The following is a 25351-nucleotide window of genomic DNA, read 5'->3' on the forward strand; positions in this document are numbered from 1 at the left end:
TGCGTAAGTCCTTGTATCACATTATGGTTCCTTTTTGTTATTAAAGTAACAATCTTTTAAGATTGAACTTCTAAGATAGAAGAGTAAGCTTCAATTTTTACGATTCTCTTTTAGGATACTGATATGAGTCAATTTAGGGGAATTGAAATCCGTAGGCTGGAATCCAGCAAGGGAGGGATGGTAGAGTTCTTTACTGCTCAAGCCAGTCATGAAACAATACTGGTACAAATTCCACCCAATACAATAGATGATTTATTTGTTCACAAAACGCATACAGACCAATTGCTAGTCGTTAAAAGACAGTTTGTCCTTGTGACATTACTTAATAAGCAATACCAGTATATTCCTTTGAGTGAAGACCATTCTATTGTCATCAAAATTCTGCCAGGAGTTTTGCACGGAGCAATTAATTTAAGTTCAGAACCATGTGTTTTGGTAAATGCAGTGCTGCGTCATAAACCACCTCAAGAGCGGGATTACATACCCCATAAACGACCATTTCCTTATGACTTAGAAGCCGCAGAAGCAGCGTTGAAGAATTTGGAATTCACAAACCGAATCAAGAATTATGACGCGACTCCAGTGTAAGTTCTTAAGGTTAAATCGCGTCTAGGGTGGGTTAGTAACCCACCCTAATTTTTTTGTTTTTCTGCAAATTTCACCTTGTTGTACACATCCGCTAAAGAAATTTGAAATGGGATTGAGGAGAGAGTGATATTTTCATCTTCTTCGTCGTATTCAAAAAGTGACCATTGCTTCTTTGCTGTTTTAGAAAACTGCTCAATATAGATTCGAGTTTGGTCAATCAAAACGTATTCAGCAAATGAAGGAATTGTTTTGTAAGTCTGAAATTTACCCTCTCTATCATAACCTTCGGTTGATTCTGATAAAACCTCAATAATCACTATAGGGTTAGTAATAGTATCAGTGCGATTATCCCAATATATTGGTTCACCAGCTATAACCATCACATCTGGATAAGTGTAAATTCGTTTCTGGGGTATCCACAGGCGCACATCACCCATGAAGACTTCATAATCTTGTTGCTTAAAAGCAAAGTTTAATGCAGCATAAAAGTTACCTGCTATCCGGTTATGATTCGTCGTTCCACCAGCCATAGGGATTATTATACCGTTAATATACTCACTTTTATACTCGGCATTTTCTTCTAGTTGTAAGTACTCTTCTGGAGAGTAGTATCGCTTTTCTTGGTAAGTTTGCATGGTTTTTAGGAGGGCTTTTTGCTTATGCGATGGTTGCTTTAAGTAGACAAGTACTATTTTAAAACGAACCACATTAGCGGAGCGTGGACAAGAGGACATAGACGAGCCAACGCTGCAGGAGGGTCTCCCGACCTAGGTGTCTGGCGTTGCAAAGAGCGCGAAGGAAAGAATATAGAGAAGGTTTTTAGAGCGGCTAAAATTTAGTTATATGAAATAAAAAAGAGATCTAGATAAATTTTTAAAAATATATAACTAGCAGTTTCATCTTAAAATAGAATTAATAAACAAGGATATGATGATGACTGAATCAACATCACAAAAACCAGAACGTCGTCGAGGAAGAATATTTCCAGAACGCACATTATCCCCAGAAGAACTAGCTAAGCGCAAAGTAGAAAGAGAAGCATTTCATCAACGGTGTCGGGCAATTTTTGAACGAGTGCGTCCTGAATTGATAGATAGACACTATGGATGGTATATTGCCGTTGAGCCAGATAGTGGTGATTATTTCATTGATGAAGATAATATGCAAGCTCACAGAAAAGCCCTTCAAAAATATCCAAACGCTGACCACTGTGTTTTCTGCCTGAATGAAGATGGAGCCACTGGCAGAATATGATTCAGGGAACATTTGGTGAGAAGGGACAGCTATTTTTTGAAATTGAATTGATTAGTGCTGATGGGTTGAATCTACCTGTGGATGCCATGTTAGATACTGGTTTCACAGGCTTTATGGCTATTAATAAACAAGATTTAGATGGTCTTGACTGGGCTTATTTTGGTAAGGAATCTTTGCGGACTGCGCAAGGAGAAGCAAGATTTTATATCTATCTAGGCAAGGTGCTGTTAGATGGACAAGAGTATGAAATTCCTGTCTTTGCTGGAGATGAAATAACAGAAGTATTGCTGGGTTCAGAGTGGTTAAAAATTTTGCCTTTAGCAGTTAACTATAAAGCTGGAATATTGACTTTGGGATAAATGCTCTATTTGGTGAGATGAACCGCACCAGGCGCAGAGGTAAGAAAGAAAAGAGCCAAATTTGAAAAGTCACAAGTCGCGCAGGAAGTAAAAGCGATCGCGTCTCCAATCTTCTCCTTTTATTCGCCCGACACAACCTGTTAATGGTGAGGAAAGTTCAATCAATATTTCGTGCATCTCTTCACGACTTAAGTTTTGAGGTGGATTTGAGTAACCGTAGGCTCCAAACAGAGTTGCAACCTCAACGTTTTTATCACCTGTGTTTTCTTGATGTTTTTTCACAAGCTGGACTAGGTGCGATCGCAATTGAATTTCTTTGTAAACTTGCTGAATATATTTATCAACTTCATCATCACAATAGCCTGGTTTCAAATATTCTTTAAGCTTAAATAAGTCTACTGAACCACGATAGTTATGTTGCAGTTTTACCAAACTCTGTAGCGTTTCTGGGTTAATGATTGACATACCTTGTATTGTCGCCGCATCTTTAAGTTGAGTTGTCGGTTCTCCAGAACCAATAATTAATTTAGCTGCTTGCTGAAATAGTTCTTGGCTTTGTAGGCGTAGGGTTCCTAGATTGAGTAATTGTACTGCGGTGGTGTTGGGAATTTTTTTACCTGCTTTACATTCCCCAACTAAAGGATAGGGTTGTGAACAAAATACATCTACACCACCAGCACCGCCTCTGTGGAAATAATCAACTGTAAATCCTAAAAACTCCAGGCTCTTACGGACTATATTTTCAAAGTCTGTTCCAGCTTGGTAGTTGCTTTTGCCTTCATCTTGTTCTATGCTGCGATCGCCTAATGCTGCAATGTTGTTTATCCAAGCTAAATCTGGATTAGGTTGTTGGATAAGTTTTTCAGTCGTCCAACCTAAGAATGCTTTGATATCTTGATCTAATTGTTTAGCGGCTGGGTTGGTGATGGCAAGGGAGGCAATAGCACTTTGCAAGTCTTCCAATTCTGGGTGTGGTGGTGGTTGATGTGTTTCTAGTTGATGTTTGCGGATGGCAAAGATGCGATCGCATAACACGGGGTTTGCTTGAGAAACTGTCAATTGTTGGGGCAAAGGTACAAAATGACGCTCTTGGGTATACACTGGAACCTCAAGAGGCTGAGGCAGCAAATAGACGCGCAAGTGAGCAAGAAAAATATAACGACGTTGCAGTAAAATTTGTTGTAATGCTTCTGTTGTCCAAATGCTTAACCCTGAAAAAGCCTCTAATGCTTCAGAAGCATTGAGCATTTGGCATAGTTCGCACCTAGCCCAAGCTTTAATTAAAACGGTTTCAGAACCCAAGTTGTTTATAACCTGTTGGGCAATTGACAAAAAATTTGGACGGTAATGACGCTTAGGAGGTAGAGTGTTAATTGAGGCGTTGGCTGGATAGAGAGCAAATTTCTGTCCTGAATTAATCAATTTACGAGGTATTGCTGCAATTGTCCGTCCTTGGATTAACGCTTCAATGTCCGGAGCAGGTAGACACAAGGCATTGTAAATCAAAACTGATTCGCTCATGCTTCATCAAATAACTCATTCAGCTCATCCACTTCATCTGTTTCGCTTATGGTGGACGGATTTAGAAAGTCTTCTATAAGTTCAAGATCGTCCTCATCATCAACAGCAGGCATTTTACCAGAGGGGTTACTCAAAATTTCTCGTAGTAAAAGGTTATCAAAAGTAAGCTGCTTCTGAGAGATGAAATCAAAAACCTGCTCCTCAGTTAACTTATAGTTTCTGCACTTCTTACAGACAGCCCGAACTGTGATAAGTGGTCGAATTTGCTCTTCTATCAAATCCACGTTTTCGCCACCTTTTTCTGATATAAGTTGCTTAACCAACTTATATGCTTCTGAATTTTTTTTCATTTGTTCTATCTTGGATTTTGAACGGACTAAACAACCACGAGTTAGATCAAATTTTTCGTAGTCATTCAAACGTTTTAATCCTGCAGTTAATGTAAATTGAGAAGACTGGATTACAGCTACACCAATTTTTACTTCTTTGCCATTCTCGTTACCAACAATTTTGAAGTTGATAAAACCTTTATTTTGTAATTTCGGTTTGATATCACTTGTTATTTCCTCAATCATGACTCCTTCTAAAGTCTGACCTTTCAAAGTCTCAAAGCCAAAAAAAAGAACTTTTGCAATTAGTGAATTATCTTCTAGATAATCTCCAATATCTGCTTCACTTTCCCTTCTTAAAGCAAGTTCAAATCGCTCATGTGGATCGGGAGGAAGTGGCTCCTCATAAACCTTAAAGTTTTCTGCACACCATTTTAAAGCTTCCCTTACCGTTGGCTTGCGTTTCCCAAATTCTCTCAGTTGGTTTTCTTCAAATGGATAGACTGGATGAGGCGGTACTAAATTCCTTGTCTCGTAAAACTCTTTCAGCCAAAGGGTGACTAATTCAACCAGAGAATCACTATCAATTTCTATTAAATTTATTGGTTTTCGAGCAGTATATTTTGATACTCTATCTGGCGTGCCACCTGGCATCTCATTTACTTTTTGTGTCCATGTAACAGGCAGCATGACTGTGATAATAACAATCCCTTGACTCAATTCGGAGTGTTCGAGAGTATCATGCAGACGCTTCACTAAATCAGCAATTACCAATTCTGTTGGCAACCCATCATCACTGGAGTTGTTCTTGACATCTATCTCGTCAAAACAAATGACGACGGGGTTATAGTAACTAACCAAATTCAATATTTGCTGAATATTCTTTAGGGCTTCTGCCTCTTTTTCTTGACTGGTTTTGCTAGCATTGGGTAATCCTAGAACATCAGCATTAAATTGAGCGAGCTGCTCGCCAGACAACCATTTAATGGCAAAAGATGCGTGAGTTTCGGAAAGTGTCCATAAAATAGCCCGTAGAATATAAGGATCTGCATTTGGTTTTGTTTTAAGAACTTGCTTGGTGAGCGTGTTCATCAAACTCTTGTTCTTAGCCGACCAACTTGCAGATACTTTATCAAATCGGTCTTTCAGTTCTTGCGGAGAAAGGCTTGGAGCATTGGGATTGATGGCTTTGAAGCCTTCGTTTGCCATAGCAGCAGCTACTTCCTGCCATTGCATTACCCCTTGACTACCAGTTTTGCTGAGACTATCTGCCAAGGTTTGCTGGAATTTGTATTTAACTAGATTTAAGTCTGTGTAGTTATTGACGCCTGCGTAGACGAATAAAGCACCGCCTTCGCGTTTCAGTCGATGGCGAATACGACTCAAAAGATGGGTTTTACCGACTCCTTGTTGTGCTGTTATGGCAATTGAAGTCACTTTGTCTTGACTAGATTGACTTGACCGCACAAGCTGAATTGCCTGAAAAACTGCATTAGAAGCGTGAGCATTAAGGGTAGGCACATCGGTGAATTTCCTTCCCCAGACATCTTGTTCTTGGACAATACCAGCATTGGTAAATGGATTATGACTTTGGATCGCGGCGTTGAGGGATTCTGTTGGAGAGACAGAGGGATTTTCCATAGTGGATTCGCGCTTAGGTGAGGAACTACAAGGGGTTTCGGCAATCTGATTAATTCAAGCGCTTGGCGTAAGAGCGTAATCCTGCTCCTGGTATGGTGATTGAGTCTTCGCGTTTATCAGATGTCATGTCTGGTATTTCTCCCGCAATTAACTGGAAAATGTCGTTAGCTTGCATTTCCAACAGCCAATCACTGAAATCAGAACGACTCAGGCGATCGCCCACTTCCCTCCTCATCCGATAAATCGGTACCAAATCATTCAGGTTATAGTCGCGGTTCAATTTGTCATAGACTTCCAACGCGACTTGCTTAAACTCGTCATAAGATTTAATTCCACTCTTCACCCCATTCACAGATGCAGATGCAACTACCGCACCATCCATCTGACTTATCCACTTCAGCAACGCATTAGCCGCCCAAGTTCCGATAATATTGCCTTCAAATCTAAACTCTGGACTTTTCAAACCCTCACTCAAGACTTCTAAACCCACAGGAGATAGTAGAGAGTAGCTTCTTGTAGACTTAGAGAAGGCGATCGCCCCTTTTTTCTCCAGTTCATCAAAAATGCTCTGATAATCTCCTACCCTCTTGCCTTTGGGAACAACTCGCTTTGTAAGTTCACCTTTCTTCACTTCCTGCTTTGTTCCTTCCAAATCCCACAAAGCGAGAAGAAGACGAGTTTTCGCGTGAGTTTCAATTTTTTGTACTTTTTTTGACACGGTATTTACTTATTTTACTGGCTAAAACTAGTATAGTTATTATTTAAATACATCAACTGACGTAGAAATACGGAAATTTTTCCACTTAGTTTCTGAAAATTCCCTGAACTGAATATCTTGCGCTTTTCCTTCCACGCAGATGTCTTTGGTCAAGTTTCTATTTGCTGTGATAGTTGTTCCGAAGGTTGCCTATATAGCTTTGTAAAGATGTGGCGGCTAAAGTAAGCTATGCAACCTCTACTCGGTAATTTGTTACTAATTTTCAAAAATCCGCTAGATAATACTTACGGCTATTTTTAGTCATTAACAGATTGGTTATAATATCATAAGTGAAGTCAGAAAATCTTGAAGTACTAAAAAACGCAAACTTACTTAATGTAGCAAATTTTCCGGAAAAACTAAGTGCTACCGACTTCTCTATAGAAATATATTTTGGTAATCTACATTTCAAGCAAAATAAGCATTGTTAACGGCTTGACTCGTAAACCACTTGTATAAGTCTGGCATTGTGTGCGCCAGAAAAATCTGGAATTTTACGGTGTAGCCTATATCCTCTCAAATGTACAGTTATACTCATTGATTCAACCAACTCGGTGAATTCATCGACTGTTCACATTTCATCACAACTGACTTGTTGAGGAAAAGTTAACTTTTCTTAGTTTGGTCGCTTAACTGTTTTCAACCTCGCACAACTTTGATTATTCGTTATGAAGTCTTATCTAGCCGCCGCGATTCAAATGACCAGTGTGTCCAATCTACAAAAAAACTTGGCACAAGCAGAAGAATTTATTGATTTAGCCGTGCGTCAAGGTGCTGAATTAATTGGTTTGCCAGAAAATTTCTCCTTTATGGGTGAGGAAAATGAAAAATTGGCTCAAGCTAGTGCGATCGCCCAAGAAACAGAAAAGTTTCTTAAAACAATGGCGCAGCGTTTTCAAATCACCATCCTAGGCGGCGGCTTTCCAGTTCCTGTAGACGACAAAAACACTCTTGTCTACAATACTGCCTTACTTATTGACCCTAGTGGTCAAGAACTCGCACGTTATCAAAAGGTACACCTGTTTGATGTTAACGTCCCAGATGGCAACACTTATAGAGAATCTACAACAGTCATGGCTGGTAAGCAATTGCCTCCTGTCTACTTCTCGCAAGAACTTGGTAACATCGGGCTATCGGTTTGCTACGATGTTCGCTTTCCCGAACTTTACCGACACATAGCTGACAAAGGCGGACATATTATCTTTGTCCCTGCTGCGTTTACTGCTTTCACTGGCAAAGACCATTGGCAAGTTCTTCTGCAAGCGCGTGCTATTGAAAATACTTGCTACGTCATTGCTCCAGCACAAACGGGAATCAACTACGCCCGTCGCCAAACTCACGGACACGCCATGATTATAGACCCTTGGGGGGTTATTTTAGCAGATGCAGGTGAACAGCCAGGAGTGGCGATCGCCGAAATTAATCCATCAAGGCTAGAACAAGTCCGTCGGCAAATGCCTAGCTTACAACACCGTGTCTTTGTGTAATTTTATCTAAATTGGGCGTTGCTGAATTTGAGTATGAAATACAGTTTTGTCATGCTGAACGAAGCGAAGCGTAGTGAAGCATCTCGTTTAATTTTCAACGCTTTCCGGAGATTCTTCGCTCCACTTCGTTACGCTCAGAATGACAATTCATACCTTTGTTCAGCAACGCCCTAAATTGCGTTTCTATCTCCCCTCTCTACTGCATAGAGGGGTTACTTTGTTGATCTCAGTGGTCAATCAAACAAAAAACATAGAGGAACTTAACTACTGTTAAGCTCAGTCTAATCACAAGAAAAGTCTTGATATTGACTGAGCCTAACAAAGACCAGTTTTCTCTTAACATATTACCAATGTAAAGCTTAAGCAATCCTTATATTTTAATTAATTTTTCTTTATACTTTTATCTCTTATCTTTATAACGAATAAGGAATAAAGTGTAAGCGTGACTTGAACCGAAGCCAACGCACCCGTTACAGAGCAGAAGCGTTCTGAAAGTTAAGTATGAAGCTCATCCCGAATAATCGTATTCTGAATTACATATTTTTTAATTTCCGTTCCCAAAGCATATTTCATGTTCTGATTTGTGGATTGTTTAGTGTCTCAGTCTTCTTGCCGCAACTCGCTGTTGCTCGTCGTCCTATTGCAAAACCTGAAGCTGATAATACTCCCACACCAACTGGTGAAGCTTGTAGCAACAACGATATCAGCTTAAATAACCAAGTTTCTCGTGTGGCGAGCAATCTTGTTTTGGCATCTACTTGGATGAGCAAACCAAATTGGGGGCTAGAAAACATTGTGGAAACTTTTGGTCCGTATGTTTCTGCTTTCCTCAATCGTACTTCTTGGCCCAGTATTAATGAGCGGGCGAAGCAGGCAAGAGTGCCTATTCTCATGTATCACGACATTCTACCAAAAAAACAAGTCTTTTTTGATGTCACTCCAGAAGAATTAGAACAACATTTTCAAACCCTCAAAGAGAATGGCATCACTCCTATTAGTCTTGACCAGCTGATGACTCATTTGCAAATGGGAATGCCACTTCCAGAAAAACCTGTGGTGTTGACATTTGATGATGGTTACGGGGGACACTATGAGTATGTTTATCCATTACTCAAAAAATACGGCTACCCTGCTGTATTTTCTATTTATACTAATGGGGTTGGCAACAATGTTGGTCGAACTCATGTCAGTTGGGAACAAGTGAAGGAGATGGCGGCTAATCCTTTAGTAACAATTGCTGCTCACAGCGTCAGTCATCCAGCTGATTTAACAGTTTTGCCACCAGAACAAATGCAAAAAGAAGTTGTCGAGTCTAAAAAAATTTTAGAGGCAAATTTAGGGATTCCTATCCGCTACTTCACTTATCCTGCTGGAAAATATAACGAGCAAGTTGCAAGTGTGGTGCAAGCAGCAGGATATGATTCAGCACTGACGATGAATGATCTGGATGAACGGTTTGCGGGTGCATCAGAGAATCTATTAGCAATTTCCCGCTTTGGTCAATCTAGATTACAAGATGTCATAACCCAAGCTTGGGGAGGTACCAAATTACCAAGCTGGAAAATAGGCTTTGATTTTGCAAGTCCAGTTCAAAGAACTGACATGACGATTGATAACATTCCTCTCATCTTAGTTTCAGGTGGTCAACCAATAACTATCCACGCTGATAGCCGTTATACGGTCAAAGAAATTTTGGCTAGGAGTAATACCAATGCTGTTGCTGCTGTGGATGGGGGTTTCTTCTCTCTGAAATTCTTAAATTCTAATGTGATGATTGGACCAGTGTTTAGCCAAGTCACTAAAAAATTTATTCCTGGTAACAATGGCGATAATCAGAAACTAGGTGGACGTCCTTTAGTTTTGATTAGTCCTCATGAAGTGCGCTTTATTCCTTTTGACCCGCTCAAGCATAACACTTTGGAGGGAATACAAGCTGAAATGCCGGAAGTGACTGATGCTTTTGTTGCTGCAGCGTGGTTAGTCAAAGATGGTCAACCTCGTGAAGCAAGCACTTTTAACGGACTATTTGATTTTAATGCTGCACGGTATCGAGCTTTTTGGGGTATTAACCAAAATAAACAAGCGACTATCGGCGTTTCTCTGGAATCTGTTGACTCTATATCTTTGGGAGTTGCACTCGTTAAGGCTGGGTTACAGGATGTCGTGATGGTTGATTCTGGTCAAAGTACTTCTTTAGTTTACCAAGGAGAATCTCTTGTACGTTACGAACCTCGTCCTGTCCCGCATGCAGTTGCACTTTTGGGATCTCCGTCCGTGACTAATACTTCCCCATGTGTTTTGGTGCAGAATAAAACAAAACACCGAGGAACTTAAGTTTGTAATCTAACGAGTAAAAAAGATTGCTGAGAAGAAAAACAAAAAAAACCGGGGAACCGAAACATTACCCAGTTCAGTCTAACGAGTGTAAGAATCCTCAGTGATATGGGGACACTATATTCTAGTGTCCCTACTTACTTATTCTCAAACTTAGACGGTTGCAGTTTTCTTAGTCACAGCGTTGAGTTCGCCCTTAGCATACTTAGCAGCAAACTCTTCGAGTGAAACCTGCTTAATCTTGCTAGCATTACCAGCGGTGCCAAATTGCTGATAGCGCTCAACACAAACCTTCTGCATGTATTTGATAGAAGGCTTGAGGAAGTGACGAGGGTCAAATTCTTTGGGATTTGCTGCCAAAGCTTCACGTACTGCTGCGGTAATTGCCAGACGGTTGTCTGTGTCAATATTTACCTTACGCACACCGCTCTTGATACCTTTTTGGATTTCTTCCACGGGTACACCGTAGGTTTCAGGAATTGCACCGCCATACTTGTTAATCAGTGCAAGTAAATCTTCTGGTACAGAAGATGAACCGTGCATGACCAAGTGGGTGTTGGGCAAACGACGGTGAATTTCTTCGATACGGCTGATTGCCAAAATTTCACCAGTTGGCTTGCGGGTGAATTTGTAAGCACCGTGGCTGGTACCAATAGCAACTGCTAAAGCATCTACCTGGGTTTGTTCCACAAAGTCCACTGCTTGGTCAGGATCAGTCAGCAGCTGGTCGTGGGAAAGAACACCTTCCGCACCGTGACCATCTTCAGCTTCACCCGTACCAGTTTCCAGAGAACCCAAGCAACCGAGTTCACCTTCAACACTGACACCCAGGGAGTGAGCGACTTTCACCACTTCGCGGGTCGTGCTAACGTTGTACTCGTAGCTAGCGGGGGTTTTGGCATCAGCTTCCAGCGAACCATCCATCATCACGCTAGTAAAGCCGTTTTTAATTGCTGAGTAGCAAGTAGCAGGTTCGTTACCATGATCTTGGTGCATGGTAATGGGAATATGGGGGTAGGTTTCTACCGCTGCCAAAATCAGGTGACGCAGGAAGTTTTCACCAGCATACTTACGAGCACCACGAGAGGCTTGCAAAATCACGGGGCTATCTGTTTCATGGGCAGCCTGAACAATAGCTTGAATCTGCTCCAAGTTGTTAACGTTGAAAGCAGGTATGCCGTAACCGTTTTCTGCCGCGTGATCCAACAGCAGCCGCAAGGATACGAGCGCCATAGATAGTCCTCCTAATAGGTTTGTCAGCTAGTGGGTGAGACAAGCGTAAAAGTGTACGCTATTCTTAATAGTATTTTAAGCTTATAGGAAATTATAACTAGTGATGTGCCCCTTATGTTGAAAAACTTTAAGCGAAGTCAGGTGGACACTGCCGAACTTACTCTATCATTTCGATGACTGAGTTTTGTTTCTTGAGTTACAAAGCTCACCAAAAATACCGTTGCAGCCATAACCTGTAGTTTTTGTCCATGACTTTAAGATTCATAAATTAGGACTTAGAACTTTCTTATGGGTCGCCCGGGATTCGAACCCGGAACTAATCGGTTAAAAGCCGAGTACTCTACCGTTGAGTTAGCGACCCTTTCTTTAAATTTGCATGACCTCAGCTATCATAGCATAACAGCAGAGGGATTTGTAAAGGGGGTATTAGAAGAAATTTGCCGTCAAGCGTACAGTTGCTGTATGACAAGCTTCTGGTTCCAGCACCGTTAGATGTTCACCTGTATTGAGAGCATTGCGGGCAGCACTCCACGGTTCCAAGCAATAATAGTCTTTGCCTTTAACCGTCCAAAAGACCAGAGTAGAGTATGTATCGTCATATTCCAACGTCAATTTCAGCTTGCGGGCATTATCTGTGACTGTCGCTGATTGACCGCTTAGCTGCTTAAAAGCGACATCAATTTCATCAAGGTTGTAGTCAAAATCACCGTTAAATGCGTGAATTTCCTTGGTTGCTTTGTCTTGGTACTCTTGCGAGGGTATTTCAAACTTGAGTTGATTTTTATCCACTGTTAAAAAGTAAGGATGGAAGCCTGCAGAGAAAGGCATTCGTTCAGTGGAAAGATTAGTGTACTTCTGGCTGATTTCTAATGTATTGCCCTGGATTTGATAAGTAAAAGCGACTTTAAAGTCAAAAGGATAAACTGCTCGTGTTTGTTCGTTGCTATTTAAAACTAAGGTGAGGCTAGCTTTTTCTGGAGTTATGTGGTTTTCTTCTGTTAATTCCCAAGGCAAATCACGGGCAAAGCCGTGTTGTTTGAGAGTGTATTGCTTGCCGTTGAGAGTGTAAGTGTCATTCACTAAGTTCCCACAGATAGGAAACAAAATTGGAATTCCACCTCTTATGCTCAATTGAGGATTCGCAAAACGTTCTTCATCCAGGTAAAGAATTTCTTGATCCTGTACTCGCCAGCTAATGATAATACCACCTCTTTCTGGTATAACCTCTAGCCGGGACTGATTTGTTTGAATGGAAACTTTATTCATGGCACTGCTATGGTTGGAGTGTGCTGGCAAATACGTTTTCAGTCTTAAGTTTAGAATGCTGAGTGTCTTGTTAACACTCAGCACTTCAAGACTTTTTATTCATCTTCAGCAAACACAAAGCGATACAATTCGCTAGGGTTAGGTTCGGGACTAGCAAGGGCAAATTGCACAGCTTCGTCGATAACTTGTTGCACTTGTCGGTCAATTGCCTTAAGTTCTTCCTCAGAAGTCAGGTTTTGCTCGACCAGATAAGCAGCAAATCTCTTAATTGGGTCACGAGCAAACCAAAACTCTTTTTCAGTCTTGCTTCGCAGTTCATCTGGATCAGCCAAAGAGTGACCCCGGAAACGGTAAGTTAGTGCTTCAATTAAAGTGGGACCATCTCCTGCACGAGCACGGGCTACTGCTTCCTGCGCGACTGCTCGCACTGCCAGAATATCCATACCGTCTACTTCGACTCCAGGCATGTTAAATACATTGGCTTTTCGATAAATCTCTGGTTGGGAAGTCGCCCGTTCGTGAGCCATGCCGATCGCCCACTTATTATTTTCTACCACGAAAAGAATTGGCAATTTCCATAGCGCTGCCATATTCAACGTCTCGAAAAACTGACCGTTATTAGCTGCCCCATCGCCAAAAAAGCAAGCGGTCACTTGGTCAGCACTTTCATCACCTAACACTTCGCGGCGGTATTTCGTTTGAAAAGCCGCCCCAGCAGCAACGGGAATACCCTCAGCCACAAATGCATAACCACCGAGCATACGATGTTCGCTAGAAAACATATGCATCGAACCACCACGCCCTTTGCTGCACCCTGTGGCTTTACCAAATAACTCTGCCATCACTTCTTTTGCAGGAACTCCCGCACTCAGACCATGAACGTGGTCGCGGTAAGTGCTACACACGAAATCTTCACCTGGTCGCATCGCTCCTTTAACGATACCGCTGGATACGGCTTCTTGACCGTTGTACAGGTGGACAAAACCAAACATTTTGCCTCTGTAGTACATCTCGGCACACTTGTCTTCAAAGGTACGTCCTAGTACCATGTCCTCGTACAACAGCAATCCTTCTTCTTTGGTTATTTGTACGGTAGCCGCATCAAATTTGGGTAATGTGCGTTCTTGAGCCATTATTTTGTGAGTATTCCTGTTGTAAAACTTAAAGTTACGATTTGAGGTAAGTTGCGCTCATGCAGCGTAAGCTTTTAAAAAGATAGCGTTTAAAGGAGTCAATAATCAAATTCATTTTATTGCTGTTGTCCATCCAATTCCACAGCAATTGGTAGTATGCCAACCTTGGTCTATAGACTACCTACCAAAATAGCTTGTTTTCTGCATATTTACTAACAATTTCGGAAAATGCTCCCAAAATCAGTATTTTTATGTAGATTATTGTAATCAAAGAATAACTTATGATAAACTGGGGTTCGCCGTATGTTAGCAAACCTTTCAAGTGGCACTTCTCTGACGAGGTCTTACACGAAAAAAATGGGGAAGGTTCCAAGCCCCACGATTTATCATGGGGTCGAATTTGCCGCAAAAAATTGGGCAGGCTTAATAAGAACGAGTACGCGACTACGACGACAGATCAACAAGACCTTTGCGAAGCGTCCCCTTCGGGACTAGCCTGCCCAATTTTTCAGGATCAGGCTCCGGGACAACACAGATCAATATATAAACCTTCCCCATTTTTTAGGGGACAAATGCGTGACCATATGCTGGAGAAAGTCCGTCTAAATCAGTTGCAGGAATGGTGGCGCTGTACATCCCAAAAAGAGAATAAAGGAATACTCCTGCAAACCAACTGTTATTTATACTGTTATCGAAGACACTGTAGCCATTTTTTGGTGACGCATTGTCCCCTAGAAATGGGCAGGCTTAATACGATATGCGTCTTGTCCCCACGATTAATCATGGGGCTTCAAAGCCTGCCCATTTCTTACGTGTTAGACCCCGTGAATCAAATAGCTTCTTATTTAGATAAACCAAAAATAGTAAAAATTATCTTAAAAAGACGGGATACTTATCAGCTTAAGCAAAAGACTAGTACTATAGCAAAATTCTATCATTGTAAGAACACGAGTAAAGTTGTTGCAAAACATACTTATAGTAGTGTGAGAGTGATAGGTTATGGTTATGGCACTTTTTTACAAGCCTGGAATACTCTAGGAGAACTATATTGAATGTGCTGCAGGGGAAATGAGCCGTGCAAATTCCGCTAGATTACTACAGAATTTTAGGGATACCAATGGCGGCAAGTGAGGAGCAGTTGCGGCAGGCATATAGCGATCGCGTGGTGCAATTGCCGCGTCGTGAGTATTCCCAAGCAGCAATTACATCTCGAAAAAATCTCATAGAAGAAGCTTACGTGGTTCTCTCTAATCCAAAAGAGCGTAAAACATACGATCAGCTTTATCTTGCCCATGCCTATGGTTCTGACAGCCATCAGGGTGGAGCTGTTGCTGTTGAAAGTCGCACGCAAAGTCATCTTGGTGATGTTGATTCTCAAACTCTAAGTATTGACATTTCCCAAGATGAATTAGTAGGTGCTTTATTGATTTTGCAAGAGCTTGGGGAATATGAACTTGTTCTCAAGCTGGGTCATCCGTACCTAGTGAATAGAAATGGTACAAGCAGTGCCCTAAGTGGTACAGAGGATAGAGACGGAGTTTCTTATCCTGATGAACGTCTAGACGTTGTACTTACGGTTTCCCTGGCGTGTTTAGAACTGGGTCGCGAGCAATGGCAGCAAGGTCACTACGAAAATGCTGCGATTTCCCTAGAGACTGGAGAAGAACTTTTAGCACGTGAAGGGTTATTTTCCAGCGTGCGATCGGAAATCCAGTCTGACTTGTATAGATTGCGACCTTATCGTATTTTAGAATTACTTGCGCTACCTGAAGAACAGACCACCGAACGAAAACAAGGGTTGCAATTATTACACGCTCTTTTAGATGAGCGTGGTGGTATTGATGGTACAGGAAACGATAAATCTGGTCTAAGTACAGATGATTTTCTAAGATTTATTCAGCAACTGCGTAACTACTTGAGTGTTACCGAGCAGCATAAACTCTTTGAAGTCGAAAGCAAGCGCCCCTCAGGAGTCGCCACGTATTTAGCAGTTTATGCTTTGATCGCGCGCGGGTTTGCCCAGCGTCAACCTGCATTAATTCGTCAAGCAAGGCAAATGCTGCTCCGCCTGGGTAGACGTCAAGATGTACATTTAGAACAGTCGCTTTGTGCGCTTTTATTGGGGCAAACAGAAGAAGCAAGTCGTGCTTTGGAACTCTCGCAGGAGTATGAGGCTCTGGCTTTTATTCGGGAAAATTCTCAAGATTCCCCAGATCTCTTACCAGGACTGTGTTTATACGGAGAACGCTGGTTGCAAAATGAAGTGTTTCCAAACTTTCGAGATTTGGTAGAGCAATCAGCTTCCCTGAAAGATTATTTTGCCAATCAACAGGTGCAAGCTTATTTAGAAGATTTGCCTACAGAAGCAGAACCCGCAGAGCCAGCAACTGGAATCAACCGACAGTCTTTCCAAACACACCAGACCACTCGTCAGAGTCGCCGCAATCATTCCAATAATAATTCTACCAATAATTCCAAAGTCATTGAGGGACAATTTCCAACTCAAAAAACTCTTAACTCACAAACATCACCCACATCAACCTTTTCCTCACCCAGTTATACAATATCGTCGAATTCATCAAGTACTGGAAGTTCACAAGCCGAAACACCTGTCGCACCACCTCCGAACATAAATGCTTCTGCTAAGGGAACTGACCAAAACTTGAATCCTCGGTTCAAACATTCCACAGCACCTCCTCAAGGACAAACCCAGAGAAGGCGCAAACGCAGTCCATCTGCCAGTTCAGGACGTGGATCTGATCATCGTCGAGTTTTTGCTCGTACAACTCCCGCACAAATGCGGTTGATACGGATAGTGTTTGTTTCCTTGGGGAGTCTATTGGTATCGTGGTTGTTGATAACAACTTTTGGATTGTTTAAAAATCTGTTTTTCCCTGGACCGTCGTTGAAAGGTGAACAGTTATCAGTTCAGCTCAATCAACCTCCAGTCCCCATTCCTGACCAAAAGAGCAAACTACAATTACCAACAGGAAACCTCACAGAAGCTGGAGCAGAGGAAATCATTCAGGCTTGGCTAGATACCAAAGCCTTAGCTTTCGGACCTAACCACGAGATTGAGAGTTTAAAAAATATTTTAGTCGGTTCCACATTGACCAAATGGCAACGATGGGCATTACAAGAAAAGATTGATAACCGTCATCGGAAATACGAACATAGCGTCAAAGTAGAATCTTTGGAAGCCAATCAGGCTGGTCAGCATCACGCTGCGGTAGAAGCTTCGGTGACTGAAGCGACAGAATACTATACGAATGGTCGGATAAAGAAATCAGATAACGAAAAATTACGAGTTAGATATGAATTGGTTCGCGTAGAGGGCGCGTGGCGCATCCGGGATATGTCAGTTCTGAATAAGATAAGTATGATTTTTTAATTTGAATTTTCAATGAGATGCTTCGCTTCTCGCCACGGCTATGTCTGGGTCACTGAACATTTTGCACTATTCTTAACAAGACCTAAAAAACCGGGTTTATGAACGGCAAATTAAGGTAAGGCTTGTGTTGTCATTCTCAAGTAACCCGGTTTTTGACCAATCAATTTGTGAATTGCTAATTGACAATTGATAATTGTTCATTGATGTTGACCGTGGTGCAAGATATAAAGCAGTGACTAGATATGGGTAGGTTTGTGTGAGCGATTACAATTGTTCTTTAACCTAAACCCATGTACAACCAATTCAAAAAGCATTGTTGAATATGACTTTTAAAATCCAACTTGTACCTCAGTCCCGGTGTTTTTTGACAGCAGTTTTATCTCTAACACTATGTGCTTGTAGCGCAGGTGGGAACCAAACTTCTATCCCAGAGGCAAAGGCTGCTGGTTTATTGAGTAGCGACGTACTGATTAATGGTTCAAGTGTCATCTTCCCCATGTCTCAATTAATAGCTCAAGAGTTTATGGAGGATCATCCTGAGGTGAATGTATCTATTGGCTTATCTAATAGTACACAAGGATTGCAGAGCCTTTGCAGTGGAGAAATTGATATTGCTACTGCTTCCCGTCCGATCAAAAAATCTGAAATTGAACTGTGTGAGAAAAACAAGATTTCGTTCGTTGAAATTCCCATCGCTTTCGGTGGTATCACCGTTACTGTCAATAAAGCCAACAATTGGGCAACCTGCCTCACCCCAAAGGAGTTGGGCAAAACTTGGGAAAAAGCAGCCCAAGGCAAAATCGTCAACTGGAAACAAGTCCGCAACGGCTATCCTGATAAACCCCTAGCACTCTATGGACTTGACAGCGAATCTGGTACATACTCTTACTTCATCCAAGCTACAGTTGGTGAAGGTGAAGGTCGCAATGACTACACTTCCAATCAAGAGCAGGATGTGCTTGTTGAGGGGGTGCGATCGGATGAGCGCAGTCTTGGTTTCCTTGCCGTTAGCTACTACCTAAAAAATAAAGATAGCCTCAATCTTGTTGCAATTGAAAATGCCCAAGGCAAATGCGTAAAGCCAAGTCAAGAAACAATTAAAGACGGCACTTACAACCCCTTGACTCGTCCTTTACTTTTGTATATTAACAAGGATTCTCTGCAAAAAAGATCAGCCGTTAAAGCCTTTGTTAATTACCATATTGCGACTGCAAACAGTTACTTGATTTTAAAGAGTGGGTATGTCACTTTACCAGAAAATATTCTCTTGAAGGTTCAGGCGCGTGTTGATAATGCTACCACCGGCACAATGTTTAAAAACGAGTCTTCAGTAGGTGTGAAATTAGCCGACATTTTGTAAAAATACTGTTTGTGAGAGCAGATTAATTATTACTCTATCTAAATTATGTGAGCTTGATCGAAAACAATTATGCCTAGACAATTTCGGCGACGGAAATTTTTGTTCTTTGGGGCGGCTGTCTTAAATAGCATTCTTTTAAAAGCTTGTCAAACGACTAGCACAAACGAATCAGAGAAGACTTCAGGAAGTGCTAGCGCCCAAGAAGGTAAGAGCAAAGATACAATTAAAGTCGGTATCCTCCACTCCCTCACTGGCACGGTGGCGATTAGCGAAATCGCAATGGTGGAAGCACAAAAGCTTGCTATTAAAGAAATTAATGCTGCAGGAGGAGTTCTGGGAAAGCAAATTGAAGTCATCCTTGAAGATGGAGCTTCTGACTGGGATGTGTTTAAAGTAAAAGCCGAAAAGCTAATCGAGCAAGACAAAGTTGTTACCGTTTTCGGTTGCTGGACTTCTGCTAGTCGCAAGGCGGTTCTTGATGTTTTTGAATCAAGAAATCATCTGCTTTGGTATCCTGGACTGTACGAAGGTCAAGAATGTTCCAAAAATGTTTTTTATACAGGGGGAGCACCGAACCAGCAAATTGAGCCTGCAGTTGATTGGCTCCTCAAAAACAAGGGAAAAGAGTTTTTTTTGGTAGGCTCTGACTATGTTTACCCTCGCACCGTCAATGCTATTGTTAAAAAGCAACTTGAAGCTAGAAATGGTCTAACTGTTGGCGAAGAGTACCAACCGCTGGGCAGCAAGGAGTTTACCTCTATTATCGCTAAAATCAAAAAGGACTTGCCAAACGGCGGTGTAATTTTTAATACGGTCGTTGGTGATAGCAACATAGCTTTTTTCAAATTGATGAAGAGTGCTGGACTTAAAGCGGACAAGTATCCAGTCATGTCACTTGTTATTGGTGAAGAAGAAGTCCGGCAGATTGGTAAAGATATTCTCCTTGGTCATTACGCCTGTTGGAACTACTTTCAAACTGTGGAAACGCCTGTGAATAAGCAGTGGGTGAAAAACTTCAAAGCCGAGTACGGAGTCGATACAAGGACAACCGACCCGATGGAAGCTGCCTACATTATGGTTTACCTCTGGAAGCAAGCTGTGGAAAAAGCCGGAACTGCTGACGATTTAGAAAAAGTGCGGCTTGCGGCAATTGGTCAACAGTTTAATGCACCTGCTGGTTTGGTGACTATGCAAGCTAACCATCATCTTTCCAAGACTGTATATATTGGTCAAGTTAGAAATGATGGTCTGTTTGATATCGTTTGGTCTACAGGTAAACCAATTGACCCACAGCCTTGGAACCAATTCATATCTGCTACTAAAGGTTATGCCTGTGACTGGTCTGACCCAAGTAAGGGAGGTAAATTCAAGGTAAAATGAGCAGGACTTTAGTTCAGAGGCAATTAAAAAAATAGAAAACAAGTTATGAGCAGCAATATCTTCATCAGAATGGGCCAGTAGAGTAACTTCGATACTAGGTTATTTTTATATCCGGTAAACCTTGAATTGGGATAGGATATCAACAAGATAGCATTAATACCTATTATGAGAATGAAGAGATAGGCGACCAAGTAGAAATACTCGAAGTAAACAAGAGTTTGCGCGACAACTTGTTCTCGAAGCGATACTTGTTCAAGAATGACGATAAATACAAAACCAGCACAAGCTGCCAAAACCTCAGTTGCGTTCTCGTTCTTGGCAATCAGCAGCATCGCAAATAACAGGGTGATGACAATAATTAAAGGGCCTGTTTTAGAAATAAATAAACTCAGGAAGTTTCTTTTGAGAATCAGATTAAAAGTGAGTTCCGGAAAGTTTCTTTTACTTCCATTAGCTGTAAAACCAAAATTCGTATCATAGCTTTTGAACTGATACTCTAAAAAACTTTGAGAAAGCGTCCAGCCATTTAACGCAATATCCTTATACACACCGGGTTTGGTTGTCGGATTCGTTACGTTGTAGCTTTCTAAATCTGGTACCAGAATCACCTGACGGTTTAAGTCTGGACGGTTGAAGTCCTGATGCCATAATCGAAGTTGAACATCTTTCTCATCAAAGGGATACTTGTCAAAATCGAAATTCTGACGGAAGGTGGACTCAAAATACCAACCGATGACCTCAGTATTACCCACTTTGTGGCGATAAGCTTCCTTCACCTCAATATCATTAGCAGTTGTAACATCGGGCATGATAAAACCGCGAGACAGCTTCTTAGGGATACCATTGTTGTATTTTTGCCAGATGTAGCCGGTGATAAAAGCTTCGTTAGGACTGGGAAAACTCAGAGACTGAACGAAAATTCCCGTAGGAATATAAATCGGGGGCTGTTGGTTGAATTGCTTGCTTAACTTGACTTGGGGTTCTAATAACTTGTTTACCATTATCTGACTGAACAGCACATTCCGATTTCCTTGATTGCTAGACTCTGCTAGAGCTAAATTCCAAATCAACCCGATCTCTGCCGCGAACAAGATACTGGCACAAAACGATACTGTCACAAGACTTTTAACGCTGCCCGAGTATGCCCGCGACAGGAGGATTGACAGAAAAACGAGAAACCAGATTGTTGCAAGGCTGAACCCGATGAGCGTGCGCCGCTTGGTTTGGCTGTCAAGTAAAGCTTCGTCTTTGATAAAGACGACTCCCACTACCCATCCGTTACGCTTGCTGGGTTGCAGGACAAGGAAGGCATTTTGACCTGTGATTTCATCTTTCAACTCGGTTTCTACTTTTTCACCCTCAAGCGCTTTCCTGACTAAACCTTGAAGTTTTTTGTTGTTCTGAAATTCGGGTATTTGAAAAATTTGCTGTTGATTTTTGACATACTCGTTAATAGGATGGTAGAGAAAAGAGCCTCTATTTGAAATTAGAAATCCGTAGCCGGTCTGACCAAGATTGAGTGAGGACATAATCTCTTTGAGTTGACCCAAAGAAAACTCGGCGAAGACTACACCTTTGAGTGGTTTTTTTGGCAGCTTTGAGTCAGAAAAAGGGGCATAAAATCCCAATATTTGATCGCTTAGTAACGAAGTGTCTGGCAAAAAGTAGGGTTCTCCCCAATAAGAACCCTTGACAAAAGCGAGCTTATACCAGCTAGTGTTGTTATATTGAGTTTGCTTGTAGATATCCTCAAGTTGAAGTAATTGAAGCGGATTTTTTAATCTTGTATAGAAGGGCGCATATAGCTCAACTGTTGGGTCATGGGCAAACGGTTTATAGGCAACACCGAGATTTAAAAGGTCAGGATTTTTCCTAATTCCCTGCTGTAACTGGTCTAATAGCTGCCGATCATTTAATTTGCCATTATCGAGTTTAGTAGTGAGGGAAAGAACGGTTGTTTGGGCTAAACGCAAATTTTGCAAAATTTTCAGATTAGCTAGAACAGCTTGTCGCCTAGCGTTGCTTTTCGCCTCTTGGAGTCTTTGCTCTTGTTCTTGCGAGTAATTGTAAAAACCAAATACTGACAACAAGAAGCAGGTTATACACAAAGTTAATGATGTGTAAAACGCCCGTTTTTGCCAGTTAGTCTTTTTAATCGATTCACGCATACCTGAATTTTCTCAAATCCGTTGAGTTTTCTGAACATGGTAATACTTACTGTTCAAAGTTTTGTATAACTTTAACAGAGGTGAAGCAGTATTTTTTCTATCCCGTTCCAAAGATTATCTACATATTACCGATATTACCGACCCTGGCATAGACTACTGTGAGCAGAAATACCATGAGCAAGTCCTTAACAACCGTAAGGATTAAGGCTCAATCCCTGGGCTTTGACCTTATTGCTCAGCCTACCACCACGTAGTGTGTTCTTCAGAAGTAAGACAGTTGAAGGGAGCTAACTTGCTACAGACGAAAAGGCTTTGTCATCAAACTTTGACAATTTGACTGTCTCTTCCCTGTAGGACCAGCTCCCAACAAGTTAGAATGTCATAAAATCATAACTTAACGATCCCCAAAGGGCTGATAAATACGTGAAAAACTCAAAAAAGTGCCCAGAGACCCCTTGATCCCAGCGAAGAGTTGTTAGTTAATATTAATTAACAAAGACTCCTCTGCTCCCCTAAAAAAAAGTGCTGATTTTGGCATAACAGGGAATTGAAAGGGAGTAACTCACAATTTAAAAACGCACTTAAACAAAACAAACTCGGCAAACCAGGAGTCAGAAATAAGAAGTTTATCTGGGGTCTATGGCTATTATTTATCAGCCGCTTATTAACCAGGGGACATCACAAACCTTTCAAACTACTGGAGGCCAAATTCATGGCAAAAGAACGCCCACCCCTAGAAGAGATGACATTGCGCCAGCTACGGAAAGTAGCTAGTGAATGTGGTATCTCGCGTTACAGTCGAATGCGTAAATCGCAACTGCTGGCATCTGTTCAAGAAGCTCAACGCAGTAAACTTTCTCTCACCCAATCTCGTTCAATGGAGGCACAGGAAACCGTGGAAGCAGCAAAATTTGAGTTGGGTCAAGTTGATCGTACTGGCGGTACTCTCGCTGATGTTGATGAAGGATTAGCAGATCTTCCAGGAGGCTACGGGGAAAGCCGTATTGTTCTGTTACCCCGTGATCCACAATGGGCTTATACCTATTGGGATGTTTCCAACGAGCACAAAGAAGAACTGCGCAGACAAGGGGGACAGCAGTTAGCACTACGTATTTATGATGTTACTGACATCAATTTAGAGTACCAAAGCCCACATAGCATTCAAGAATATCCTAGTGATGAACTCGCGCGGGAATGGTATCTGCCAGTTCCGGTGAGCGATCGCGATTATGTGATCGACATCGGTTACCGTTGCGTTGATGGTCGCTGGTTAGTACTTGCTCGTTCTGCACCCGTTCACGTTCCTCCTGTTTATCCTTCCGACTGGATTGAAGATATCTTCATCAGCGTGAACTTTGAAGAAGATTTGCGTGGCAAAACCTTCTACGAACTCGTTCCTCCTGCTAAGAAGGTGGCATCCACTGCTACTGGTACCAACGGCAATGCTATCTACGACCAAATCTTTGGTTTAGCAGAGTCTGCTGAAGCGCAAAGGGTTGCTGGTTCTCTGTTCGGTTCTATGCAGCACGTTCCTGGTTCTGTCATCCCAGAACAAGCCATCAGTTCCTATGTCTTCCCCTCTGGCGTCGGTATGTGGGCAGTTCCAACAACATCTGGTTTAACTATGTCCGGTGTTGGTATGTCCGGTGCTGGCTTCTCTGGTGACGTGCCAATGCGTCCGCGTAAATTCTGGTTAATTGCTGATGCTGAGTTGATTGTTTACGGTGCAACCGAACCTGATGCGACTGTCACAATTGGCGGTCGTCCAATTAAACTGAATCCAGACGGTACCTTCCGCTTCCAGATGTCCTTCCAGGATGGTTTGATTGACTATCCGATTATGGCGGTTGCTGCTGATGGTGAACAAACACGATCCATTCACATGAAGTTTAATCGTGAAACACCATCTCGCAATACCAACACTAAGGAAGAAGCTGTTTTAGAATGGCTCTCTTAATTCTCAAGTTTTGAATTTTTGATTTTGGATCAGCCTCATTAACCTCTGTCACAATACAAGTGTGACGGAGGTTTTGTCTTTACACCGGGATCCAACATAGTCAATCATTAGACCGTCGCAAGCTTGCTGAGTTTAACTTCTTCGTCGTAAGTCCCGCACTATAACGGTACTCCGTTTAGCGTCGGGATATAAGACGGGCAACGACAATTGCATCTTTTCCTTATCTTTCCGTAGGAAAGATAAGGAAAAGATGTATGCGGAGTTGCCAAATATTTTTCGGAATAGCTTTACTGTTAAGTGTAGATAATAGTAAGATATAAAAACCAGGAGGTGATATTGAGTGTTACACAAAGCCGTACAAGTTCGTTTATACCCATCAAAACAGCAACAAGTACAACTAGCTCAGACTATGGGATGTTCGCGCTGGTGGTGGAATTACGCTTTGAATAAATCTATTGAGGTTTACAAAGAGACAGGGAAGGGACTTGGACAAGTAGCACTCAATGCACTGTTGCCTAAGCTCAAAAAAGAAAAAGATACGGAATGGTTAGCTGAGTGCTACAGCCAAGTTTTGCAAGCTACAACACTCAATTTGACCACTGCGTATAAAAACTTTTTTGAAGGTCGAGCAAGATTTCCAAGGGTAAAATCTAAACATGGCAAGCAGTCAATTCAATATCCTCAAAACGTCAAGATTGTAGATGGTGAGTCCAGTCCTGAAGGAGGGTCTCCCTCCGTAGGGAACTGGCGAACCCGTAAGGGTAATATAAAACTTCCAGGTAATATCGGAGTCGTCAAAGCCAAAATACACCGACCAATTGAGGGGAAGATAAAGACTGTCACTATTAGCAAAACTCCATCAGGCAAATATTTTGCGTCTATCCTGACTGAAATAGAAGGAGATAATCCTACTACGACAGAAGGAAAAATCTACGGAGTTGACTTAGGGCTGAAACACTTTGCTGTTGTTACTGACGGTGAAAAAGTTTCTAAATACGACAACCCTAAACATATTGCCAAGCATGAGAAAAATCTAAAACGCAAGCAACAAAAACTAGCGCGTAAACAAAAAGGGAGTAATTCAAGGTACAAGTATAGGAAAGTTGTCGCCAAGGTATACGAACGGGTTAGCAATTCGCGGCAAGATTTTCTACATAAACTTAGTTATAAGTTGGTCAGCGATAGTCAAGCTG

Annotated in this window: 18 protein-coding genes and 1 tRNA gene; 10 read left to right on the forward strand and 9 right to left on the reverse strand. The window is 41.7% G+C overall.

Features of this window, described 5'->3' with window-relative positions:
• The first annotated feature begins 123 nt into the window (after window positions 1-123).
• Window positions 124-588 carry a dTDP-4-dehydrorhamnose 3,5-epimerase gene (locus tag DP117_RS12150; RefSeq protein WP_169218564.1) on the forward strand — a complete coding sequence of 155 codons (465 nt, stop codon included), beginning with the start codon at window positions 124-126 and terminating at the stop codon, window positions 586-588.
• A gap of 44 nt (window positions 589-632) precedes the next feature.
• Here DP117_RS12150 and DP117_RS12155 read toward each other — a convergent pair whose 3' ends face one another.
• Window positions 633-1223: a Uma2 family endonuclease gene (locus DP117_RS12155; RefSeq protein ID WP_169218565.1), complete on the reverse strand. Its 591-nt coding sequence runs from the start codon at window positions 1221-1223 to the stop codon at window positions 633-635.
• 298 nt (window positions 1224-1521) lie between these two features.
• Between DP117_RS12155 and DP117_RS12160 the strand changes: the two genes are divergently transcribed.
• Entirely contained in the window at window positions 1522-1842 is a 321-nt protein-coding gene (locus DP117_RS12160; RefSeq protein WP_169218581.1) for a hypothetical protein, read from the forward strand.
• The gene (locus DP117_RS12165; protein WP_169218566.1) at window positions 1839-2201 is read left to right on the forward strand and encodes an aspartyl protease; all 363 of its coding nucleotides are present in this window, start codon (window positions 1839-1841) and stop codon (window positions 2199-2201) included. The genes DP117_RS12160 and DP117_RS12165 overlap by 4 nt, the downstream gene beginning before the upstream one ends.
• Before the next feature lie 69 nt (window positions 2202-2270).
• Here DP117_RS12165 and DP117_RS12170 read toward each other — a convergent pair whose 3' ends face one another.
• The 3 genes from DP117_RS12170 to DP117_RS12180 are packed head-to-tail and all read right to left on the reverse strand — an operon-like array spanning window position 2271 to window position 6410.
• Window positions 2271-3722, reverse strand: a complete 1452-nt coding sequence (locus tag DP117_RS12170; RefSeq protein WP_169218567.1) for a DUF1802 family protein — start codon at window positions 3720-3722, stop codon at window positions 2271-2273.
• Window positions 3719-5692, reverse strand: a complete 1974-nt coding sequence (locus DP117_RS12175) for a P-loop NTPase fold protein (RefSeq protein WP_169218568.1) — start codon at window positions 5690-5692, stop codon at window positions 3719-3721. Before DP117_RS12175 ends, DP117_RS12170 begins: the two co-directional genes overlap by 4 nt.
• 49 nt (window positions 5693-5741) lie before the next feature.
• Window positions 5742-6410 carry a hypothetical protein gene (locus tag DP117_RS12180; RefSeq protein ID WP_339381208.1) on the reverse strand — a complete coding sequence of 223 codons (669 nt, stop codon included), beginning with the start codon at window positions 6408-6410 and terminating at the stop codon, window positions 5742-5744.
• 707 nt (window positions 6411-7117) lie between these two features.
• Between DP117_RS12180 and DP117_RS12185 the strand changes: the two genes are divergently transcribed.
• Window positions 7118-7936, forward strand: a complete 819-nt coding sequence (locus DP117_RS12185) for a carbon-nitrogen hydrolase family protein (protein ID WP_169218569.1) — start codon at window positions 7118-7120, stop codon at window positions 7934-7936.
• Between the two features lie 501 nt (window positions 7937-8437).
• Window positions 8438-10270, forward strand: a complete 1833-nt coding sequence (locus DP117_RS12190) for a polysaccharide deacetylase family protein (protein ID WP_169218570.1) — start codon at window positions 8438-8440, stop codon at window positions 10268-10270.
• A 153-nt stretch (window positions 10271-10423) separates the two neighbouring features.
• On the opposite strand, the gene fba is transcribed toward DP117_RS12190, so the two are convergent.
• The 4 genes from fba to pdhA all read right to left on the reverse strand — a co-directional run bounded on the left by fba (window position 10424) and on the right by pdhA (window position 13902).
• Window positions 10424-11503, reverse strand: coding sequence for a class II fructose-bisphosphate aldolase (fba, locus tag DP117_RS12195; protein ID WP_169218571.1), 1080 nt, complete (start codon window positions 11501-11503; stop codon window positions 10424-10426).
• Window positions 11504-11792: 289 nt separating this feature from the next.
• A tRNA-Lys gene (locus DP117_RS12200) sits at window positions 11793-11864 on the reverse strand.
• 65 nt (window positions 11865-11929) lie between these two features.
• Window positions 11930-12769 carry an aldose epimerase gene (locus DP117_RS12205; RefSeq protein ID WP_169218572.1) on the reverse strand — a complete coding sequence of 280 codons (840 nt, stop codon included), beginning with the start codon at window positions 12767-12769 and terminating at the stop codon, window positions 11930-11932.
• Between the two features lie 95 nt (window positions 12770-12864).
• On the reverse strand, window positions 12865-13902 hold the full coding sequence (pdhA, locus tag DP117_RS12210; RefSeq protein WP_169218573.1) for a pyruvate dehydrogenase (acetyl-transferring) E1 component subunit alpha: 1038 nt from the start codon (window positions 13900-13902) through the stop codon (window positions 12865-12867).
• A 1075-nt stretch (window positions 13903-14977) separates the two neighbouring features.
• Here pdhA and DP117_RS12215 point away from each other — a divergent pair.
• The 3 genes from DP117_RS12215 to urtA all read left to right on the forward strand — a co-directional run bounded on the left by DP117_RS12215 (window position 14978) and on the right by urtA (window position 20033).
• Window positions 14978-17293, forward strand: a complete 2316-nt coding sequence (locus DP117_RS12215; RefSeq protein WP_169218574.1) for an IMS domain-containing protein — start codon at window positions 14978-14980, stop codon at window positions 17291-17293.
• Window positions 17294-17615: 322 nt separating this feature from the next.
• On the forward strand, window positions 17616-18653 hold the full coding sequence (locus DP117_RS12220; protein WP_169218575.1) for a PstS family phosphate ABC transporter substrate-binding protein: 1038 nt from the start codon (window positions 17616-17618) through the stop codon (window positions 18651-18653).
• A gap of 69 nt (window positions 18654-18722) precedes the next feature.
• A complete protein-coding gene (gene urtA / locus DP117_RS12225) occupies window positions 18723-20033 on the forward strand; it encodes an urea ABC transporter substrate-binding protein (protein ID WP_169218576.1) in 1311 nt (436 codons plus the stop codon).
• Window positions 20034-20056: 23 nt separating this feature from the next.
• Here urtA and DP117_RS12230 read toward each other — a convergent pair whose 3' ends face one another.
• Window positions 20057-22201, reverse strand: a complete 2145-nt coding sequence (locus DP117_RS12230) for a cache domain-containing protein (RefSeq protein ID WP_169218577.1) — start codon at window positions 22199-22201, stop codon at window positions 20057-20059.
• Window positions 22202-22913: 712 nt separating this feature from the next.
• On the opposite strand from DP117_RS12230, the gene DP117_RS12235 reads away from it, so the two are divergent.
• Both DP117_RS12235 and DP117_RS12240 read left to right on the forward strand, forming a co-directional pair.
• Entirely contained in the window at window positions 22914-24158 is a 1245-nt protein-coding gene (locus tag DP117_RS12235; RefSeq protein ID WP_169218578.1) for a DUF4912 domain-containing protein, read from the forward strand.
• A 340-nt stretch (window positions 24159-24498) separates the two neighbouring features.
• A partial coding sequence (locus tag DP117_RS12240) for an RNA-guided endonuclease TnpB family protein (protein WP_169218579.1) occupies window positions 24499-25351 on the forward strand: 853 nt, incomplete at its 3' end.

Origin of the sequence: Brasilonema sp. UFV-L1 (assembly GCF_012912105.1) — a bacterium.
GTDB lineage: Bacteria > Cyanobacteriota > Cyanobacteriia > Cyanobacteriales > Nostocaceae > Brasilonema.

What these genes read in the sequence shown, in the direction of transcription:
- DP117_RS12175 (WP_169218568.1), bottom strand. Translation starts at nt 5,692, where the DNA reads ATGGAAAATCCCTCTGTCTCTCCAACAGAATCCCTCAACGCCGCGATC.
- DP117_RS12170 (WP_169218567.1), bottom strand. Translation starts at nt 3,722, where the DNA reads ATGAGCGAATCAGTTTTGATTTACAATGCCTTGTGTCTACCTGCTCCG.
- urtA (WP_169218576.1), top strand. Translation starts at nt 18,723, where the DNA reads ATGCCTAGACAATTTCGGCGACGGAAATTTTTGTTCTTTGGGGCGGCT.
- DP117_RS12205 (WP_169218572.1), bottom strand. Translation starts at nt 12,769, where the DNA reads ATGAATAAAGTTTCCATTCAAACAAATCAGTCCCGGCTAGAGGTTATA.
- DP117_RS12185 (WP_169218569.1), top strand. Translation starts at nt 7,118, where the DNA reads ATGAAGTCTTATCTAGCCGCCGCGATTCAAATGACCAGTGTGTCCAAT.
- DP117_RS12220 (WP_169218575.1), top strand. Translation starts at nt 17,616, where the DNA reads ATGACTTTTAAAATCCAACTTGTACCTCAGTCCCGGTGTTTTTTGACA.
- DP117_RS12150 (WP_169218564.1), top strand. Translation starts at nt 124, where the DNA reads ATGAGTCAATTTAGGGGAATTGAAATCCGTAGGCTGGAATCCAGCAAG.
- DP117_RS12230 (WP_169218577.1), bottom strand. Translation starts at nt 22,201, where the DNA reads ATGCGTGAATCGATTAAAAAGACTAACTGGCAAAAACGGGCGTTTTAC.
- fba (WP_169218571.1), bottom strand. Translation starts at nt 11,503, where the DNA reads ATGGCGCTCGTATCCTTGCGGCTGCTGTTGGATCACGCGGCAGAAAAC.
- DP117_RS12235 (WP_169218578.1), top strand. Translation starts at nt 22,914, where the DNA reads ATGGCAAAAGAACGCCCACCCCTAGAAGAGATGACATTGCGCCAGCTA.
- pdhA (WP_169218573.1), bottom strand. Translation starts at nt 13,902, where the DNA reads ATGGCTCAAGAACGCACATTACCCAAATTTGATGCGGCTACCGTACAA.
- DP117_RS12165 (WP_169218566.1), top strand. Translation starts at nt 1,839, where the DNA reads ATGATTCAGGGAACATTTGGTGAGAAGGGACAGCTATTTTTTGAAATT.
- DP117_RS12160 (WP_169218581.1), top strand. Translation starts at nt 1,522, where the DNA reads ATGACTGAATCAACATCACAAAAACCAGAACGTCGTCGAGGAAGAATA.
- DP117_RS12155 (WP_169218565.1), bottom strand. Translation starts at nt 1,223, where the DNA reads ATGCAAACTTACCAAGAAAAGCGATACTACTCTCCAGAAGAGTACTTA.
- DP117_RS12190 (WP_169218570.1), top strand. Translation starts at nt 8,438, where the DNA reads ATGAAGCTCATCCCGAATAATCGTATTCTGAATTACATATTTTTTAAT.